This window comes from Lysobacter sp. yr284 (assembly GCF_900107375.1).
Taxonomy (GTDB): Bacteria; Pseudomonadota; Gammaproteobacteria; order Xanthomonadales; family Xanthomonadaceae; genus Lysobacter.
In genome coordinates this window covers 603,319-620,209 of the sequence record NZ_FNPT01000001.1, presented here as the reverse complement: position 1 = coordinate 620,209, position 16,891 = coordinate 603,319, and the positions used below count along the sequence as shown (strand labels likewise).

At 72.4% G+C, this 16,891-nt stretch carries 17 protein-coding genes; 8 read left to right on the top strand and 9 right to left on the bottom strand.

Annotated features, from left to right (window positions below; genetic code table 11):
• Window positions 1-68 precede the first annotated feature (68 nt).
• From pxpB to BLV01_RS02540, 3 genes are read right to left on the bottom strand one after another with little or no spacing between them, the layout of a single operon-like run.
• Window positions 69-827 (bottom strand): 5-oxoprolinase subunit PxpB, encoded by a 759-nt coding sequence (pxpB, locus tag BLV01_RS02550; RefSeq protein WP_217633428.1) that lies wholly within the window; start codon window positions 825-827, stop codon window positions 69-71.
• Window positions 824-1,234, bottom strand: coding sequence for an HIT domain-containing protein (locus BLV01_RS02545; RefSeq protein WP_091793738.1), 411 nt, complete (start codon window positions 1,232-1,234; stop codon window positions 824-826). Before BLV01_RS02545 ends, pxpB begins: the two co-directional genes overlap by 4 nt.
• Window positions 1,231-1,893 carry a dienelactone hydrolase family protein gene (locus tag BLV01_RS02540; RefSeq protein ID WP_091793737.1) on the bottom strand — a complete coding sequence of 221 codons (663 nt, stop codon included), beginning with the start codon at window positions 1,891-1,893 and terminating at the stop codon, window positions 1,231-1,233. The genes BLV01_RS02545 and BLV01_RS02540 overlap by 4 nt, the downstream gene beginning before the upstream one ends.
• A gap of 187 nt (window positions 1,894-2,080) precedes the next feature.
• Here BLV01_RS02540 and rimO point away from each other — a divergent pair, with 187 nt between their 5' ends.
• Entirely contained in the window at window positions 2,081-3,439 is a 1,359-nt protein-coding gene (rimO, locus tag BLV01_RS02535) for a 30S ribosomal protein S12 methylthiotransferase RimO (RefSeq protein WP_091793735.1), read from the top strand.
• A gap of 225 nt (window positions 3,440-3,664) precedes the next feature.
• Here the strand turns inward: rimO and BLV01_RS02530 are convergent, their stop codons facing one another.
• The 3 genes from BLV01_RS02530 to BLV01_RS02520 are packed head-to-tail and all read right to left on the bottom strand — an operon-like array spanning window position 3,665 to window position 6,696.
• On the bottom strand, window positions 3,665-4,849 hold the full coding sequence (locus BLV01_RS02530) for a BaiN/RdsA family NAD(P)/FAD-dependent oxidoreductase (protein WP_256375565.1): 1,185 nt from the start codon (window positions 4,847-4,849) through the stop codon (window positions 3,665-3,667).
• Window position 4,850: 1 nt separating this feature from the next.
• Window positions 4,851-5,411 carry a YaeQ family protein gene (locus BLV01_RS02525; RefSeq protein ID WP_091793733.1) on the bottom strand — a complete coding sequence of 187 codons (561 nt, stop codon included), beginning with the start codon at window positions 5,409-5,411 and terminating at the stop codon, window positions 4,851-4,853.
• A gap of 31 nt (window positions 5,412-5,442) precedes the next feature.
• Complete coding sequence (locus BLV01_RS02520; protein ID WP_091793731.1) at window positions 5,443-6,696, bottom strand: DUF418 domain-containing protein; 1,254 nt, start codon at window positions 6,694-6,696, stop codon at window positions 5,443-5,445.
• A gap of 72 nt (window positions 6,697-6,768) precedes the next feature.
• Here BLV01_RS02520 and BLV01_RS02515 point away from each other — a divergent pair, with 72 nt between their 5' ends.
• A complete protein-coding gene (locus BLV01_RS02515; RefSeq protein WP_091793729.1) occupies window positions 6,769-7,698 on the top strand; it encodes a pseudouridine synthase in 930 nt (309 codons plus the stop codon).
• Window positions 7,699-7,893: 195 nt separating this feature from the next.
• Here BLV01_RS02515 and BLV01_RS02510 read toward each other — a convergent pair whose 3' ends face one another.
• Window positions 7,894-8,649 (bottom strand): type 1 glutamine amidotransferase, encoded by a 756-nt coding sequence (locus BLV01_RS02510; RefSeq protein WP_091793727.1) that lies wholly within the window; start codon window positions 8,647-8,649, stop codon window positions 7,894-7,896.
• Between the two features lie 206 nt (window positions 8,650-8,855).
• Window positions 8,856-10,907: a DEAD/DEAH box helicase gene (locus tag BLV01_RS02505; protein ID WP_091793725.1), complete on the bottom strand. Its 2,052-nt coding sequence runs from the start codon at window positions 10,905-10,907 to the stop codon at window positions 8,856-8,858.
• A 370-nt stretch (window positions 10,908-11,277) separates the two neighbouring features.
• Between BLV01_RS02505 and BLV01_RS02500 the strand changes: the two genes are divergently transcribed.
• From BLV01_RS02500 to BLV01_RS26040, 3 genes are all read left to right on the top strand, one after another.
• A complete protein-coding gene (locus BLV01_RS02500) occupies window positions 11,278-12,060 on the top strand; it encodes a DeoR/GlpR family DNA-binding transcription regulator (protein WP_091793723.1) in 783 nt (260 codons plus the stop codon).
• A gap of 233 nt (window positions 12,061-12,293) precedes the next feature.
• Window positions 12,294-13,478, top strand: coding sequence for an MFS transporter (locus tag BLV01_RS02495; RefSeq protein ID WP_254782483.1), 1,185 nt, complete (start codon window positions 12,294-12,296; stop codon window positions 13,476-13,478).
• An 11-nt stretch (window positions 13,479-13,489) separates the two neighbouring features.
• Window positions 13,490-13,660, top strand: coding sequence for a hypothetical protein (locus BLV01_RS26040; RefSeq protein WP_175485744.1), 171 nt, complete (start codon window positions 13,490-13,492; stop codon window positions 13,658-13,660).
• A gap of 23 nt (window positions 13,661-13,683) precedes the next feature.
• Here the strand turns inward: BLV01_RS26040 and BLV01_RS02490 are convergent, their stop codons facing one another.
• Window positions 13,684-14,166, bottom strand: a complete 483-nt coding sequence (locus tag BLV01_RS02490; protein WP_091793721.1) for a YaiI/YqxD family protein — start codon at window positions 14,164-14,166, stop codon at window positions 13,684-13,686.
• A 215-nt stretch (window positions 14,167-14,381) separates the two neighbouring features.
• Here BLV01_RS02490 and BLV01_RS02485 point away from each other — a divergent pair, with 215 nt between their 5' ends.
• The 3 genes from BLV01_RS02485 (at window position 14,382) to BLV01_RS02475 (ending at window position 16,846) form a co-directional block, all read left to right on the top strand.
• Window positions 14,382-15,119, top strand: coding sequence for a hypothetical protein (locus BLV01_RS02485; RefSeq protein WP_217633427.1), 738 nt, complete (start codon window positions 14,382-14,384; stop codon window positions 15,117-15,119).
• Window positions 15,088-16,107 carry a nucleotidyl transferase AbiEii/AbiGii toxin family protein gene (locus BLV01_RS02480; RefSeq protein ID WP_175485743.1) on the top strand — a complete coding sequence of 340 codons (1,020 nt, stop codon included), beginning with the start codon at window positions 15,088-15,090 and terminating at the stop codon, window positions 16,105-16,107. Before BLV01_RS02485 ends, BLV01_RS02480 begins: the two co-directional genes overlap by 32 nt.
• 61 nt (window positions 16,108-16,168) lie before the next feature.
• The gene (locus BLV01_RS02475; RefSeq protein ID WP_091793718.1) at window positions 16,169-16,846 is read left to right on the top strand and encodes a glutathione S-transferase; all 678 of its coding nucleotides are present in this window, start codon (window positions 16,169-16,171) and stop codon (window positions 16,844-16,846) included.
• The last annotated feature ends 45 nt before the right edge of the window (window positions 16,847-16,891 follow it).

The window sequence follows — 16,891 nt, the reverse complement described above, 5'->3', positions numbered from 1 at the left end:
GCTCGCGAAGGCGCCGGCGGCAGCGCGGCCGGGCCGGGCGCGGACGAGCGATGCGCGCCGCGCCGGGCTCATGCGGGCGTCGCCTGCGCGGGGGCGCCGAGCGAACGGAATTCGTCGGCGCCGATCGCGCGCAGGCGCACGCGGTCGCCGGGCTGGAGCAGGCTCGGCGGTTCGCGCAGCGCATCGAACAGGCGCAGCGGCGTGCGCCCGAGCAGGCGCCAGCCGCCGGGCCCCGGACGCGGATAGATGCCGGTCTGGGCGCCGCCGATGGCGACGCTGCCGGCGGCGACCTGGGTGCGCGGGGTGGCCAGGCGCGGCAACGCCAGCGCCGGATCGAGGCCGGACAGGTACGGGAAGCCGGGAGCGAAGCCGATCATCGCCACGCGGTAGTCGCCGCCGCTGTGGCGTTCGACCAACTGGGCGGCGGTCAGGCCGAGCTGCGCCGCAGCCTCATCGAGGTCCGGACCGAATTCGCCGCCGTAGGCGACCGGGATTTCGACGATGCGCGCCGGTGCCGCGGCCGCGCGGCGGTCGCCGCCGGCCGTCTCGCCGCACTGCCGCAGCAGCCAGGCGCGCACGGCATCGGCCTCGATCGCCTGGGCGTCGAAGAACACCGCCAGGCTGGCGTAGGCCGGCACCAGGTCGCGCAGCCAGGGCGGCGCCTGCGCGCGCACCCGCGCGGCCAGCGCGTGCACGCGCGCGTTGAGCGCCTCGTCGATGCGTTCGCCCAGGCGCAGCAGCCAGGCGTCGTCGGCCAGCGCCTCGAACTCGACGGCCTCGCGCGGCGGCCGCTCGGCGGCGGATGCGTTCGCGCCCGGATCGTTCACTGCGCCAGCGCGCGCTGCAGCAGGTGCAGGCGCTGCACCAGCGCCTCCGGCGAATACGGCTGGGCGGTGGCCATGCCCCACACCGGCCGCGGCCAGGCGATGTCTTCGCGGTAACGCGCGATCACGTGCACGTGCAGCTGCGGCACCAGGTTGCCGAGCGCGGCGACGTTGAGCTTGTGCGGCGCGAACCCGGCCTGCAGGGCGCGGCTGACCTTGGCGATCTCGCGGGTCAGCGCCTGCTGCTGGGCCTCGTCGAGATCGACCAGTTCGGTCGCGCCGTCGACCCGCGGCACCAGGATCAGCCAGGGATGGTTGGCGTCGTCCATCAGCCGCAGTTCGCACAGTTCGAACTGGGCGATCGGATGGGTGTCGTCGGCCAGTTGCGGATGCAGGTGCCAGGGATTCATTTCAGCGCGTCCGCGAGGAAGTCCAGGGTGCGGGTCCAGGCCAGTGCGGCGCTGTCGGGTTCGTAGTGGTCGCCGACGTCGCGGTTGAAGGCGTGGCCGGCGTCGTAGAGGTGGATCGGCGCGTTCGGCAGCGCCTGGCGGTGTTGCTCGATCGCCTCTGGCGGAATGCTGGCGTCGCGGCTGCCGAAGTGGAACAGCATCGGCGCGCGCAGCGGCTCGCCGAGCAAGGGCAGGGTGCGCGCGCCGTAATAGCTCACCGCCGGCAGGCCGTGGCGGGTGTTGGCCAGGAACGCCAGCGAACCGCCCCAGCAGAAGCCGACCGCGCCGGTGCGCAGGCCTTCGCTCTGGAGCAGGTGGGCGGCGGCGCCGACGATGTCGCTGGCGCGGTCGAAGCCGACCGCGTTGCGCAGCTCGACCCCGCGGGCGGAAGCGTCCTGGCCGTAGTCCAGCTCGACCTCGCGCTCGACCGGGTCGAACAGCGACGGGGCCAGGGCGACGTAGCCGGCGTCGGCGAAGCGCTGCGCCACCGCGCGGATGTGTTCGTTGACGCCGAAGATTTCCTGCAGGACCACCACGCCGCCGAGCGGCAGGCCGCTGGGGTCGGCGCGCCAGGCCCGCACCGGGCCGGCGGGGGTGTCCAGGTCGATCCAATGAGCCATGGGGGGATGCTCCTTGTACGGGCGAAACCGTGCGGATGAAACCGATTCGCAGGCAGTTTAGCCCCGCAGGCTATAATCCGCGCCCCCACGGGTTTTCCCGCCGTCTCCGGCACCGCCGCACGCCCAGGCCCGCCGTCGCGGGCCCGCCGCGTTCGTTCAGGTCCACTCATCAGGTTCCGCCGCCAGCATGTCCGCCAGCGCCCCCGCCAATCCCAAAGTCGGTTTCGTCAGCCTGGGCTGCCCCAAGGCCCTGGTCGATTCCGAGCGCATCCTCACCCAGCTGCGGGTCGAGGGCTACGACATCGTCCAGACCTACGACGACGCCGACGTGGTGGTGGTCAACACCTGCGGCTTCATCGATTCGGCGGTGACCGAATCGCTGGACGCGATCGGCGAGGCGATCGCCGAGAACGGCAAGGTCATCGTCACCGGCTGCCTGGGCAAGCGCTCGGAGCTGATCCGCGAGGCGCACCCGGACGTGCTGTCGATCAGCGGCCCGCAGGACTACGGCAGCGTGATGAGCGCGGTGCACGCGGCGCTGCCGCCCAGGCACGACCCGTTCGTCGATCTGGTCCCGCGCCGGGCCGCCGACAACGACATCGGGGTCAAGCTCACCCCGAAGCACTACGCCTATCTGAAGATTTCCGAAGGCTGCAATCACCGCTGCAGCTTCTGCATCATCCCCTCGATGCGCGGCGACCTGGTCTCGCGCCCGGTCGACGAGGTGCTGCGCGAGGCCGAGAAACTGGCGATGGGCGGGGTCAAGGAACTGCTGGTGATCTCGCAGGACACCTCGGCCTACGGCGTGGACGTGAAGTACGCCGAGCGCCAGTGGCGCGGCAAGGGCTACCAGACCCGGATGAAGGCGCTGTGCGAAGGCCTCAGCGAGCTGGGTGTCTGGACCCGCCTGCATTACGTGTATCCGTACCCGCACGTGGACGAGATCATTCCGCTGATGGCCGACGACAAGCTGCTGCCGTACCTGGACATCCCGTTCCAGCACGCCAGCCCGCGCGTGCTCAAGCTGATGAAGCGCCCGGGCGCGGTCGACAAGACTCTCGAGCGGATCCAGCGCTGGCGCTCGATCGCGCCGGACATCGCCATCCGCAGCACCTTCATCGTCGGCTTCCCCGGCGAGACCGACGCCGAGTTCGAGGAACTGCTGGATTTCCTCGACGAGGCCCAGCTCGACCGGGTCGGCGCGTTCGCCTATTCGCCCGTGGACGGGGCCAAGGCCAACGACCTGCCGGACCCGGTGCCGGACGAGGTCAAGCAGGAGCGGCTGGCGCGCTTCATGGAGCGGCAGGCGGAGATTTCCGCGGCCAAGCTCGAAGCCAAGGTCGGAAGCCGGCAGCGCTGCCTGGTCGACGCCATCGACGGCGAACTGGCGATCGCGCGCTCGATGGCCGACGCGCCGGAGATCGACGGGCTGGTGCAGATCCAGAACGGCGAGAGCGCCGGCTTGCGCGTGGGCCAGTTCGTCGATGTCGAGATCATGGGCAGCGACGAACACGATCTGTTCGGCGAGGCGGTCGAGAACGACTGAGCCCCCTGCGAGGTCGCCCGAAGCCCTGTAGGAGCGGCGCAAGCCGCGACTGCGGGGCATCCGCTCGCGGCGCGGGCATCGTCGTAGTTGCGGTGTAGCGGTCGCGGCTCGCGCCGCTCCTACAGTCGTACTGCGAAACTCGCCGGAGCCCTTGCAGGAGCGACGCCAGTCGCGACCGCGGGGTGTCGGTTCGCGCCGCAGGCTTCGTCGAGTCGCCGCCCCGGCTCAGATCGCCAGCCCGGCCGCATTGCCCGACGCCCACGCCCACTGGAAGTTGTAGCCGCCCAGCCAGCCGGTCACGTCCAGCACCTCGCCGATGAAATACAGCCCCGGCACGCGTTTGGACTGCATCGTGCTCGACGACACGCCGTCGGTATCGACCCCGCCCAGGGTCACCTCGGCGGTGCGGTAGCCTTCGGTGCCGCTGGCGACCAGCGGCCACGCCGACAATGTCGCCGCCAGTTGCTTGAGTTCGGGCAGGTTGTATTGCTTGAGCGGCTTGTTGGCCAGCCAGTGCTCGCACAATCGCTGGGCGAAACGCTTGGGCAGGGTCTCGCCGAGCGCGGTCTTGAGCTCGGCCGCCGGGCGTTCGCGTTGCTGCCGTTGCAGCCAGTCCAGCGCGTCGTGGCCGGGCAGCAGGTCCAGGCGCAGGTCGTCGCCGGGCTGCCAGTACGAGGAAATCTGCAGGATCGCCGGGCCGCTGACGCCGCGGTGGGTGAGCAGCATCTGGTTGCTGAAGTCGCTGCCGTTGCAGCTGGCCGTGACCGGCAACGACAGCCCGCTGAGATCGGCCAGGCGCTCCTGGTGCTTGCCGCTGAGGGTCAGCGGCACCAGCCCCGCGCGGGTCGGCAGCACCTCGTGGCCGAAGCGCCGGGCGACTTCGTAGCCGAAGCCCGACGCGCCCATGCTCGGGATCGACAGGCCGCCGCTGGCGATCGCCAGCGCCGGCGCGGCGAACGCGCCGCGCGCGGTGTGCGCGCGGAAGTCGCCGCCGTCTTCGTGGGCGAGGCGCTCGATCGCGCAATCGGTCTCGATGCGCACGCCCGCGGCCAGGCATTCGTCGACCAGCATCTTCACGATCAGCTTGGACGACACGTCGCAGAACAGCTGGCCCAGCTCTTTCTCGTGGTAGGCGATGCGGTGGCGCTCGACCATCGCGATGAAATCCCACGGCGTGTAGCGCGCCAGCGCCGATTTGCAGAAATGCGGATTGGCCGACAGGTAATGCGCGGGCGCGGTGCCGGTGTTGGTGAAATTGCAGCGCCCGCCGCCGGACATCAGGATCTTCTTGCCGACCTTGTTGGCGTGCTCGATCACCAGTACGCGGCGGCCGCGGCGGCCGGCGGTCAGCGCGCACATCAGCCCGGCGGCGCCGGCGCCGACGACCAGCGCGTCGAAACGCTCGGCCACTTCAGGCCACCCGCACGCCCGCGTCCAGGCGCCGGCGCGGGACCAGGCTCAGGCTGGCCTTGTCGGTGGTCAGCGTCACTTCGCCGTCCTGGATCTGGCAATCCAGGCGGAAGCTGCGCTCGACCATCGCCGCCATCGCCTCCACCGACGCGCTGTCGATGTCGATCACGTCGAGGTTCTTCAGCCGTTGCAGCGCGTTGGCGTTCTTGTCCCACCAGATGTCGGCGGCGTTGCCGCCGTAGTTGACCACCACCACCTGGCGCGAGCGTCCGCAGGCCTTGCGGATGCGCGATTCGTCGGGCTGGCCGACGTCGATCCACAGCTCGATGTCGCCGGTGTAGTCGCGCAGCGCGATCTCCGGTTCCTCGCCTTCGGCGCTCAGGCCGGGGCCGAATTCCAGGCGTTCGTGCGCGTTCAGGGCGAAGGCCAGCGTGCGCACCATCAGCCGCTGCTGGGTTTCGGAGGGATGCTGGGCCAGGGTCAGGGCGTGGGCGGCGTAGTAGTGCCGGTCCATGTCGCTGATTTGCAGTTCGATCTTGACGATGGTGGCGTTGAGCGCCATGGGCGGAGCCTGCGGGAAAACAGCGCGCATTCTACCCGCGCGCCGGCTCCGGCGCGGCCGCGGCCGCCGGCGCGCGCCGCAGCGGCAACGCGCGGCGGTAGGTCAGGCAGCGCCAGAACCATTCCAGCGGCCCGTAGCGGAAGCGCCGCAGCCAGCAGTGGCTGAACACGGCCTGCGCGGCGAACACGGCCGCGAACGCGGCCAGCACGCCGGCCAGCCCGTAGCGCGGTCCCAGGCCCGCGCCGACGCCGTAGAACAGGGCCAGGCCGAGCGCGGTCTGGGCCAGGTAGTTGCTCAGCGCCATCCGACCCACCGGCGCCAGCCAGCCCAGCCAGCGGCGCGCGCGCGGGTGCTGGAACAGCAGCACGAAACCGGCCACGTAGCCCAGGCCGAGCGAGAGGTAGGCGAGGTTGCGCAGCAGCCGGCTCAGCGCGCGCGCGGCGTCGCCGCGCAGGCCGAACAGCTCAGGGCCGAGGCCGCCGAAATCGCGCAACAGCAAATACGCCGCCAGGACCAGGCCGGTCGGCAGGCTCCAGGCGAGCAGGCGGCGCCACGCGCGCAGGTGCTGCTGCGGCCGCTGCAGCCAGCCGGCGCGGCCGATCGCCATGCCCAGCAGCAGGCGGCCGAGGGTGAAGAACGGCAGGCTCCAGGCGGTGGCGTGCAGCCACAGGTCGTAGTCGCGGTTGCCGGCCAGCATGCCGGCCCAGTGCGGCGATTCGAACGCGGCGCGCGCGGCCGCGGCGGCCTGCGCGGCGGGGGCGAACTGCGCGGCCCACGGCCGCATGAACGGTTGCAGCGCCGCGGTCGCGATCACCGCGACGAACGCGCCCAGCAGCGCCAGCGTCGCCGGCCGGCAGCGCGCCAGCGGCAGCAGCAACAGCCCGAGCACGGCGTAGTAGCGCAGGATGTCGCCGTACCAGAACGCCGCGTGCAGCAGGCCGAAGCCGAGCAGCAGGCACAGCCGCCAGGCATAGCGGCGCCGCGCCCGCAGGCGCTCGGCGGCGCCGCCGTGCTCGGCGCGTTCCAGCTGCAGGGCGAAGCCGACCCCGAACAACAGCGCGAACACCGTCATCGCCTTGGCGTCGAGCAGCGCGGCCAGCAGCATCCGCAGCCAGCGTTCGCCGCCGGGCTGCGCGTTCTCGTCGAGCAAGGTATAGAGGCTGAAGTCGCGCAGGTTCGACAGCAGCACGCCGGCCAGGGCGAAGCCGCGCAGGGCGTCGATCACGTCCAGGCGTTGTTCGGCGGGGCGCTCCGCGGTCGGAGCGTTGGCGATCGGCATCTGCATCGTCGTCGTGTTCGTCGCGGGCTGGGGCGGTTCCGCCCGGCGCCTGCGGGCGAAACCAGCGATGATGGTCGCATGCCGATTCCGCCGCCGGATGCGCCATTCGACCCAGGCTCGCCGGACGCGTCCGCGCCGGATGCGCCTGCGCCCAGCCGCCTGCAACTGCCGCCGGGGCCGTGGACGAACCTGCTCGACGGCGTGTGCGCGCGCTTTCCGGCTATCGGCCGCGAGCGCTGGCGCGAGCGTTTCGCCCGCGGACGCGTGCTCGATGCGCGCGACGGTCGCGCGCTGGACGCGGCGGCGGCGTACAAGGTCGGCCTGGAGATCCTGTATTTCCGCGAAGTCGAGCGCGAGCCGCGGATTCCGTTCGCCGAACGCATCGTGCATGCCGACGAGCGCCTGCTGGTGGTCGACAAACCGCATTTCCTGCCGGTCGCGCCGGCCGGCCGTTTCGTCGCCGAAACCCTGCTGGCGCGGCTGCAGCGCCGCTACCGCGAACCGGATCTGGCGCCGCTGCACCGGCTCGACGCGGCCACCGCCGGGCTGGTGCTGTTCTCGCGCCAGCGCGCCAGCCGCGACGCCTACCAGGCGCTGTTCCGCGAACGGCGCATCGACAAGCGCTATCTCGCGCTGGCGCCGCCGCTGCCGGCGCTGGCCTTCCCGCTGCTGCGGCGCTCGCGGATCGAGGCGGGCGAGCCGTTCTTCCTGATGCGCGAGGCGCACGGCGAGGCCAACAGCGAGACCAAGGTGGAGGTCGTTTCGCGGGGGCCGCAGGCCTGGACCTACGCCTTGTATCCCGTCACCGGGCGCAAGCACCAACTGCGCGTGCACATGGCCGCGCTCGGCGCGCCGATCCTGGGCGATCGCTTCTATCCGCTGCAGGCGCGCGGCGAGGCGGACGACGAGGATTTCTCGCAGCCATTGAAGTTGCTGGCGCAGTCGCTGCGCTTCGTCGATCCGCTGGATGGGGGCGAGCGGCGGTTCGAGAGCGGGCTGGCGTTGTAGGAGCGGCGGGAGTCGTTCGCCGGCGCGTTGCCGGGTTCGACGCGGTTGCGGGCTCGCGGTCGCGGCTCTCGCCGCTCCTACAGTCGTCCTGCGGAAACTGCCTGGAGCCCCTGTAGGAGCGACGCAAGTCGCGACCGCGGAGCGTCCGCCCGCGCCGAAAGTTTCGTCGTGACCGCATCGCCGCAACCGCGGCCCTCACACCCACTCGCGCGAGGGCAGGGTGTAGCGGCGTTGCGGCCGGCCGATCAGGTCGAGGAAGTTGTTGAACACCGCGTCGGCGCGCTGCTGCATGCCGGCGATGTGCTGCGCGGTCAGCGCGCGGATCGCGTCCTCGCTGGTGTCGTGGCCCAGTTCGGCCAGTTCGGCGCGATACGCCGGGTTGGCCAGCCAGCGCTCGATCAGCGGCACGTCCATCTCCAGGTGGAACTGGAAGCCGTAGGCGTTGTCGCCCCAGCGGAAGGCCTGTTGCTCGCAGGTCTGGGTGCGGGCCAGGTGATGGGCGCCATGCGGGATCTCGAAGCTGTAGCGATGCCACTGGAACACCGGCGCGCTGCCGGCCAGCGGCGCCAGCACCGGATCGGTGCGGCCGGCGTCGGTGCTGTGCAGCGGGTACCAGCCGATCTCGGGCACGTGGTGCTTGCGCACCGGCGCGCCGAGCACGTGCGCCAGCAATTGCGCGCCCAGGCAGATGCCGAGCACCGGCTTGCCTTGTTCGAGCATGGCTTCGATCGCGCGCAGTTCGGTCGTCAGGTGCGGGCGCGCGGCGCGGTCCTCGACGTTCATCGGGCCGCCGAGCACGACCAGCCCGCGGTAGCGCTCCAGGTTGGGCGCGGCGCCGGGGTCGCGGTCGAAGTTGACGAAACGGATGCGGTGGCCGCGGCGGCGGATCAGCGGATCCAGGGTGCCGAGCGGTTCGGCGGCGACGTGTTGGAAGACCAGGATGCGGGACATGAGCGGCTAGCGGCGGCTTACGCCTGCGACTATGCCAAAGCGCGCGGCGCTGTGGGGCGTCGGCGCTTATGACTTCTTCGCGCGGCGGCCCCGATCCGGCCCTTCCGGCCACCTTCTCCCGCAGGCGGAAGAAGCAACGGCCCACGGCGCGGCGGCCGCAAGCCCCTCTCGCGCGTGCGGGAGAGGGGTTGGGGCGAGGGCAGGCCTCAGCGCGGCCCGCGCGGCTTGAACGGCTTGCGCGGCCCGGCGCCGTGCGGCTTCGGCCCGCGCGGACCCGGACCGCTCGGAGGACGGCCGGCGCCGCGAGCGCTGCGCCCGCCTTCGGCGTCGCCCGGCCCGGCGCGCTGGATGCGCAGCGGCTGCCCGGCCACGCGCACCTTCTTCAGGTGCTCCATCAACTCGCGCGGCATGCCTTCGGGCAGGTCGACCAGGGTGTAGTCGTCGCGGATGTCGATGCGGCCGATGTAGCGGCTTTCCAGATCCGCCTCGTTGGCGATCGCGCCGACGATGTTGCCCGGCTGCACGCCGTGGCTGTGGCCGACCTCGATGCGGAAGGTCTCCATGCCGACGTCGCTCTCGCGCGCCGGCGCCCGCTCGCTGCGGACCTGACGCGGCGCGGGCGCGGGCGCATCGTCGTCGAAGAACGATTCGGCGCGGTTGACCGGCGGACGCGACGCGCCCGGCGGGGTGTATTGGCGGTCCTCGTGGCGCGGCGCCGGACGCTCGTCGCGCGGCGCGCGCGGCTCGTGGCGCGGCGCTTCGCGGCGGCTGTCGTCGCGACGGTTGTCGTCGCGGAACTCGCGCCGGTGCGCGCCCGAGTTGGAGGCGTTGTCGCGCTCGATGAACTTGCGCGTGGCCTGGCCGCGGTGCTCGCGCGGGCCTTCGCGCTCCTCGCGCGCGTACTTCGGCGCCGCCGCCGGCGGGGCCAGCAGCAGCGGGTTGTCGCCCTGCACCAGCTTGGCCAGCGCCGCGGCGATCTCCACCGCCGGCACGTTCTTCTCGCGCTCGTAGCGCTCGACCAGGTCGCGGAACAGGCCCAGCTCGTCGCCTTCCAGCGCCTCGGAGATGCGGCCGAGGAAGCGCGAGACGCGCTGCTCGTTGACCGTCTCCACGCTCGGCAGCTCCATCGGCTCGATCGGCTGGCGGGTGGCGCGCTCGATCGCGCGCAGCATGCCGCGCTCGCGCGGGGTCACGAACAAGATCGCCTCGCCCTTGCGCCCGGCGCGGCCGGTGCGGCCGATGCGGTGGACGTAGCTCTCGGTGTCGTAGGGGATGTCGTAGTTCAGCACGTGGCTGATGCGGTCCACGTCGAGGCCGCGCGCGGCCACGTCGGTGGCGACCAGCACGTCGATCTTGCCGTCCTTGAGGTTCGCGATGGTCTTCTCGCGCTGCGCCTGCTGCACGTCGCCGTTGATCGCCGCGGCGGAGATGCCGCGCGCCAACAGCTTCTCGGCCAGTTCCTCGGTGCCGAGCTTGGTGCGCGAGAACACGATCATCGCGTCGAAGGTTTCCGCCTCCAGGATCCGGGTCAGCGCGTCGAGCTTGTGCACGCCGCTGACCGACCAGTAGCGCTGGCGGATGTTGGCCGAGGTGGTGGTGGTCGACTTGATCGCGATCTCGACCGGATTTTTCAGGTAGGTCTGGGCGATGCGCTTGATCTGCGCCGGCATGGTCGCCGAGAACAGCGCCACCTGGCGCGATTCCGGGGTCTTCTTGAGGACGTTCTCGACGTCGTCGATGAAGCCCATGCGCAGCATTTCGTCGGCTTCGTCCAGGACCAGGCAGCGCAGCTGCGACAGGTCCAGCGAGCCGCGCTCGAGGTGGTCGATGACGCGGCCGGGGGTGCCGACCACGACCTGCACGCCGCGCTTGAGCGCCTGCAGCTGCGGGTAATAGCTCTGGCCGCCGTAGATCGGCAGCACATGGAAGCCGGGCAGGTGGGTGGCGTACTTCTGGAACGCCTCGGCGACCTGGATCGCCAGTTCGCGCGTCGGCGCCAGCACCAGCGCCTGCGGCTTGGCCTGGGTCGGATCGATCTGGGCCAGGATCGGCAGCGCGAACGCGGCGGTCTTGCCGGTGCCGGTCTGGGCCTGGCCGAGCACGTCGCGGCCGTCCAGCAGCGGCGGAATGGTGGCGGCCTGGATCGGCGAGGGCGATTCGTAGCCGACGTCGGCGAGCGCGCGCAGCAGCGGCTCGGACAGGGCGAGGTCGGTGAACTTGGGGGAGGAAGGCGCGTCGGTGGGGGTGTCGGCGCTCATGTCGAGGCTCTTGCAGCGCCGGCAGGGCCGGTCGGATGACCGACCAGTTTACTCCGATGCGGGTGGAGCTACGGCTCGGATGTGCGCGGCGGTGCGGCGAGGCCGCCATGGCGGGCTTGCGGGCCTGCCGCGGCGGCGCGACCGAACCGGGCGCGGCGCGAAAATGCGCGGATTCGTGCGCTGCGGCAGGTGCAGGCGGGCGCTCGGCGGGGCGGCGAGCGCGGCCGGCGGGCGCGGCCGATCGCCCGGCGCCCGGCATCGGCGCGGCTGTGCCGGATCGGTCCGCTGAGCGATGGCGGCCGTGGCAGGCTTGCACGTGATTGCACGTTTGTGCACGATTGCATCCAATCGTGAACGATCCGGTGCCCCGATGTCCGCCGAGGAACTGCTGCCGCAGCAACGCCACCGCCTGATCCTGGAGCGCCTGCTGGCCCAGGGCCGGGTGATCGCGGTCGATCTGGCGCGCGAACTGGAGGTGTCGCACGACACCATCCGCCGCGACCTGCGCGAGATGGCCGCGGCCGGGCAATGCCGGCGGGTCTACGGCGGCGCGCTGCCGCTGGCGCCGGACCGCGGCACCCTGGTCCAGCGCCAGGCCCAGGCGCCGGGGCGCAAGGCGGCGCTGGCGCGCGCCGCGGTCGGCCTGGTCGAGCGCGGCCAGGTGCTGTTCCTGGATGCCGGCTCGACCAACATCGCCATCGCCCAGGCGCTGCCGGCCGACTACGGCCTGACCGTGGCCACCAACGCCCCGGCCATCGCCGCCCTGCTGGCGCCGCGCGAGGACCTGCAGCTGATCGCGATCGGCGGCCGGATCGAGCCGCGCATCGGCGCCGCGCTCGGCGCCGGCGCCATGCGCGAGGTCGAGGCGATCCGCAGCGACTGGTATTTCCTGGGCGTGTGCGGCGCCGACCACGAGGCCGGCATCAGCGCGCGCGACTACGAGGACGCGCAGTTCAAGCAGGCCGCCGCCCACGCCGCGCGCGCGGTCGCGGTGGTGGTCACCGACGACAAGTTCGGCACCGCCGCGCCGTTCACCGTGCTCGCCGCCGATGCGGTGGCGGCGCTGGTGATCGAGCACGACGGCGACGCCGCGCAGGCGCGCGCGTTCGCGGCCAAGGGCGCGCGGGTGCTGCGCGCCGGGCCGGCGCAATGAGCGCAGCCGCGGCGGCGCGGCGGCGCAATGCAAGGCGTCGGGGCTGAAGGCCCTCCCACAGCAGCGCTCGCGCTGCACCCCTCCACTGTGGGAGGGCCTTCAGCTGCGACGCTTTCGGCTTTCGCGGCAGCGACTTCAGTCCCGCCGCTTTGGCCTTTGTGGGAGCGACTTCGGTCCCGCCGCTCTGGCTCCCCGATCGCCGGCCACCGACCTTTGAACCCGAAGAGATTCCAATGAGCGACTCGCCCCCCGCCGCAGCCTCCGACTCCGCCGCCCGCGGCGGCCCGATCGGCGCGCTGGAACGCCTGTCCACCCGCATCGCCTTCTTCATCGCCGGCCTGGCGATGGCCGGCTGGGCGCCGCTGGTGCCCTACGCCAAGGCCCGCACCGGAATCGACGAAGGCACCCTCGGCCTGTTGCTGCTGGCGCTGGGCGCCGGCTCGATGACCACGATGCCGCTGACCGGCGCGCTGGCCGCGAGGATCGGCTGCCGCAAGGTGATCCTGCTGGCCAGCGCCGCGGTCGCCGCGGCGCTGCCGCTGCTGGCGCAACTCGACACGGTCGCCGGCATGGCCGCGGCGCTGTTCGCGTTCGGCGCCGCCGTCGGCGCGATCGACGTGGCGATCAACATCCAGGCGGTGATCGTGGAAAAGGCCAGCGGCCGGCCGCTGATGTCCGGGTTCCACGGGTTCTTCAGCGTCGGCGGCATCGCCGGCGCGGCCTTGGTCAGCGCCTTGCTGTGGCTGCAGGCGACGCCGCTGGTCGCGGCGCTGAGCGTGGCGGTGTTGCTGGCGCTGCTGATGCTGGCCGGCAGCCGCGGGCTGCTGCGCTACGGCGACGACAGCCCCGGCGGCGCGATGTTCGTGCTGCCGCACGGGATCGTGATCCTGGTCGGCGCGCTGTGCTTCGCGGTGTTCCTGGCCGAAGGCGCGATGCTGGACTGGAGCGCGCTGCTGCTGGTGGCGCAGCGCGGCGCCGAGGCCAGCGCCGGCGGCCTGGGCTATGCGGTGTTCGCGCTGGCGATGACCGTGGGCCGGTTCAGCGGCGACCGCATCGTCCAGCGCTTCGGCGCGCGGCCGGTAATGGCGCTGGGCGGGGTGTGCGCGGCGGCGGGTTTCGCGCTGGCCGCGGCGCTGCCGTGGATCGGCACGACCTTGCTGGGCTTCGCCCTGGTCGGGCTGGGCTGCTCCAACATCGTGCCGATCCTGTTCAGCGCCGCCGGCGCGCAGAAGGCGATGCCGGCCGGCGCGGCGATCTCGGCGGTCAGCACGCTCGGCTACGCCGGCATCCTGATCGGCCCGGCCGGGATCGGCTGGATCGCCAAGGCCAGCAGCCTGGCGGTGGCGTTCGGCGCGCTCGGCGTCGCGCTGGCGGCGGTGGCGGCGAGCGCGCGCCTGGTCGCCGCGCGCAAGCGTTGAGGCGGCGCCAGATGCAGCGCGCCCTCGCGTGTATGGTCGTCGCGCTCGCCGCCGTCGCGGCGGTGGCGTATCTGGACGGCAGCGTGTTCGGCCGCTTCTTCTGCCGCCACTTCAAGGGCACCTGGGTCGAACGAGCCTGGGTCGAAAGCAAGATCGCTGGCGAGTGCTACCGGATCGATTGACCGGCGCCGGCGCGCGAGCCGCCTCAGCGCGGACGCTTCGCCAGCCAGCGGTCCAACTGCGCCGCGAACGCCTGCCGGTCGCGCGCGTGCAGCGCCGGCGGCCCGCCGGTCTGGACCCCGGCGCCGCGCAGCTCCTCCATGAAATTGCGGATCGACAGGCGCTCGGCGATGTTGTCGCGGGTGTAGAGGTCGCCGCGCGGGTTCAGCGCGACCGCGCCCTTGGCCAGCGCCAGCGAGGCCAGCGGAATGTCCTGGGTCACCACCAGGTCGCCGGCGGCGAGCCGCTGCACGATCTCGGTGTCGGCCACGTCGGCCCCGGACGGGACCTGGATCGCGCGGATCCAGCGCGACGGCGGCGTGCGCAACCATTGGTTGGCGACCAGGGTCAGCGGAATCTGCGCACGCTCGGCGGCGCGGAACAGGATGTCCTTGATCACCACCGGGCAGGCGTCGGCGTCGACCCAGATCTGCGAAGCGGCCGGCGGCGCGGCGGAGGTGTCGGTCATGGCGGGCGGGCGAGGGGGCGATGCGCATTGTGCGGCCGCGGGGCGCGCGCCGTCATGCGAGCGCTGGCCGCGCGCATCCGCCGCCGGCCGCGCGCGCCGCCGGTCGGCCGATGCGTGGCGCGCAAACGGCCGCGCGGCGACGCGGAAGCGCCGCCTGGCGCTGCTATGCTCGCTCGCCGCATGGATTGCCCGCGCCCCGCCGCGAAACCGCCCCGATGGACACCGATTCCGCCCAGCGCCGCCCGCCAACCCCGCCCGCCGCGCCGCGCGCCGCCGCGGGCCCGGATGCGGCCGGGTTCGACAGCGAGGCGGCCGGGTTCGCAGGCGAATTCGAAACCCACCTGACCGTCGCCGCGGACTGCGGCGGCGCGCTGCAGCGTTTCGCCGCCGCGCATGGCCTCAAGTGCCTGCACATCGAACTGGCGCGCGGCGCGCAGCCGCTGCAGCCGATGCTGAGCTGGCGCGGCCGCGGCGGGTTCGCGCAGCAGCGCGCACGCGCCGAGGCGGTCGCGGCGCAGTTGCGCGCGGCCGGCCTGGCGCCGGTGCGGATCAAGATCGAGGCCGCGCCGGGCAACCGCGGCGTGCCGCAGGACGATGCCGGCGCGGTCGCCGGCCGCTATTTCGAAAGCCACATCAAGCTGCTGCTGCCCGCCTGCGCCGACCTGGCGGCGCTGGCCGCGCGGATCGGCGGCCATGGCGCGCACCTGTCGCGCAACGCGCTGCGCACGCGCGAGGACGGGCAGGGCGAGCGTTTCGTCACCCAGCGCAGCCATGGCGGCCTGGAGCGGGCGTATGCGCAACTGCGCGCGCTGCTCGGCGAACTCGATGCGATGGGGCTGCGCCGGCTCGGCGCGGAAACCGAATACGTGGTGTACGACGACAACCTGGCGGTGGACGATGGCTGGATCGATATGGGAAAGGATGAGCCGCTGGCTGGGCGTGCAGGGCGATAGCCCGGCCGACAAGGCCGCAGCCGCGGCGGCGGAACGGGCGCGGGCGCGGGCGTTCGCGATAGCGCATCGCGCGGCGCAGGAAGCGGCGCACCCGCGCGAGATCCGTTACCCCGACAGCACCCAGCTCAGCGGCCAGGGCCGGCCGGACCTGTTCGACCCGGCGCTCAAGCATCGCCGCGACGCCTTCCGCACCGGCGATCCGGCCTTCGCCAGCGACGCGGACCGCGACCGCTGGTACGCCGCGCGCGCATCGGTGCAGGCGCAGATGCTGCGCGCGATCGGCCTGTCGCCGTGGCGCGACCGGCTGGTCCTGCGCGGCAGCGTGCTGCTGCACGCCCACCTCGGCGAGCGCGCGCGGGCGCCGGGCGACATCGACTGGGTGGTGCTGCCGGACACGCTCAAGCCGACCGACGAGCAAGCGCGCGGGATGCTGCAGGCGCTGGCGGGTCTGCTGACGGAGCGCGAAACCATCGGCCCGGTGCGGATCCATTGCGACCGGGTCGGCCACGACGACATCTGGACCTACGAGCGCGCCGAAGGCCGGCGCATGACCATCGTCTGGTCGCTGGACGATTTGCCGGAAGGCCAGGTCCAGTTCGATTTCGTGTTCTGCGAGCGCCTGCCGCAGCCGCCGGTGCCGGTCGAGATCCCGTTGACCGAAGGCGAGCCGGTGTCGCTGCTGGGCGTCACCGCCGAACTGTCGCTGGCGTGGAAGCTGGTGTGGCTGCAGACCGACATGTGGCCGCAGGGCAAGGACCTGTACGACGCGGTGCTGCTGGCCGAGCACTGCAACATGCCGCTGCGCCTGTTCGTGGAGGCGATCCGCTGCAACCGCGACTACGCCGACTGGGCCGACGACGCCCTGCCGGACATCGCCGCCTGGGAGATCGAGTGGGACAACTTCCGTGCCGAGTGCCCGTGGGTGGAGGGCGAGCTGGAGCAGTGGAAGCGGCGGCTGGCGGCGCAACTGGTGTTCAGCCGCGGCTGAGCCGGCGCGCCCGCGGCAGGCCGGCTACCATGCGCGCATCCTCCCCGCGACGGCGCCGGCCATGATCAAGGTCCACCACCTCAACAACTCCCGTTCCCAGCGCGTGCTGTGGCTGCTGGAGGAGCTGGAGCTGCCCTACGAGGTGGTCCGCTACCAGCGCGATCCCAAGACCATGCTGGCGCCGGCGCAGCTGCGCGCGATCCATCCGCTGGGCAAGTCGCCGCTGGTGGAACTGGACGGGCAGGTGCTGGCCGAGTCGGCGGCGATCATCGAAACCCTGTGCGAGCGCTACGACAGCGAGCAGCGGGTGTCGCCGCCGCTGCAGCCGCTGGACGGCGAGGAGCGCCTGCGCTATCGCTACTGGATGCACTACGCCGAAGGCTCGGCGATGCCGCCGCTGCTGCTGAGCCTGGTGTTCTCGCGGATCAAGTCCGCGCCGATGCCGTTCTTCGTCAAGCCGGTCGCGCGCGGCATCGCCGACAAGGCGATGCAGTCCTTCGTCGGGCCGCAGCTGGCGCTGCACCTGGGCTACATCGAGAGCGAACTGGGCAAGCACGAATGGTTCGCCGGCGAGCGCTTCACCGCCGCCGACATCCAGATGAGTTTCCCGGTCGAGGCCGCCGCCGCGCGCGCCGGCGGCGGCCGGCCGCGGATGCAGGCCTTCGTCGAGCGCATCCGCGCGCGGCCGGCGTACCAGCGGGCGTTGCAGAAGGGCGGGCCGTATTCGCTGTTGGGCTGAGATCGCCGGGTGCTTGCGGCGATGGTGTTCGGGGTAAAGGGCGCT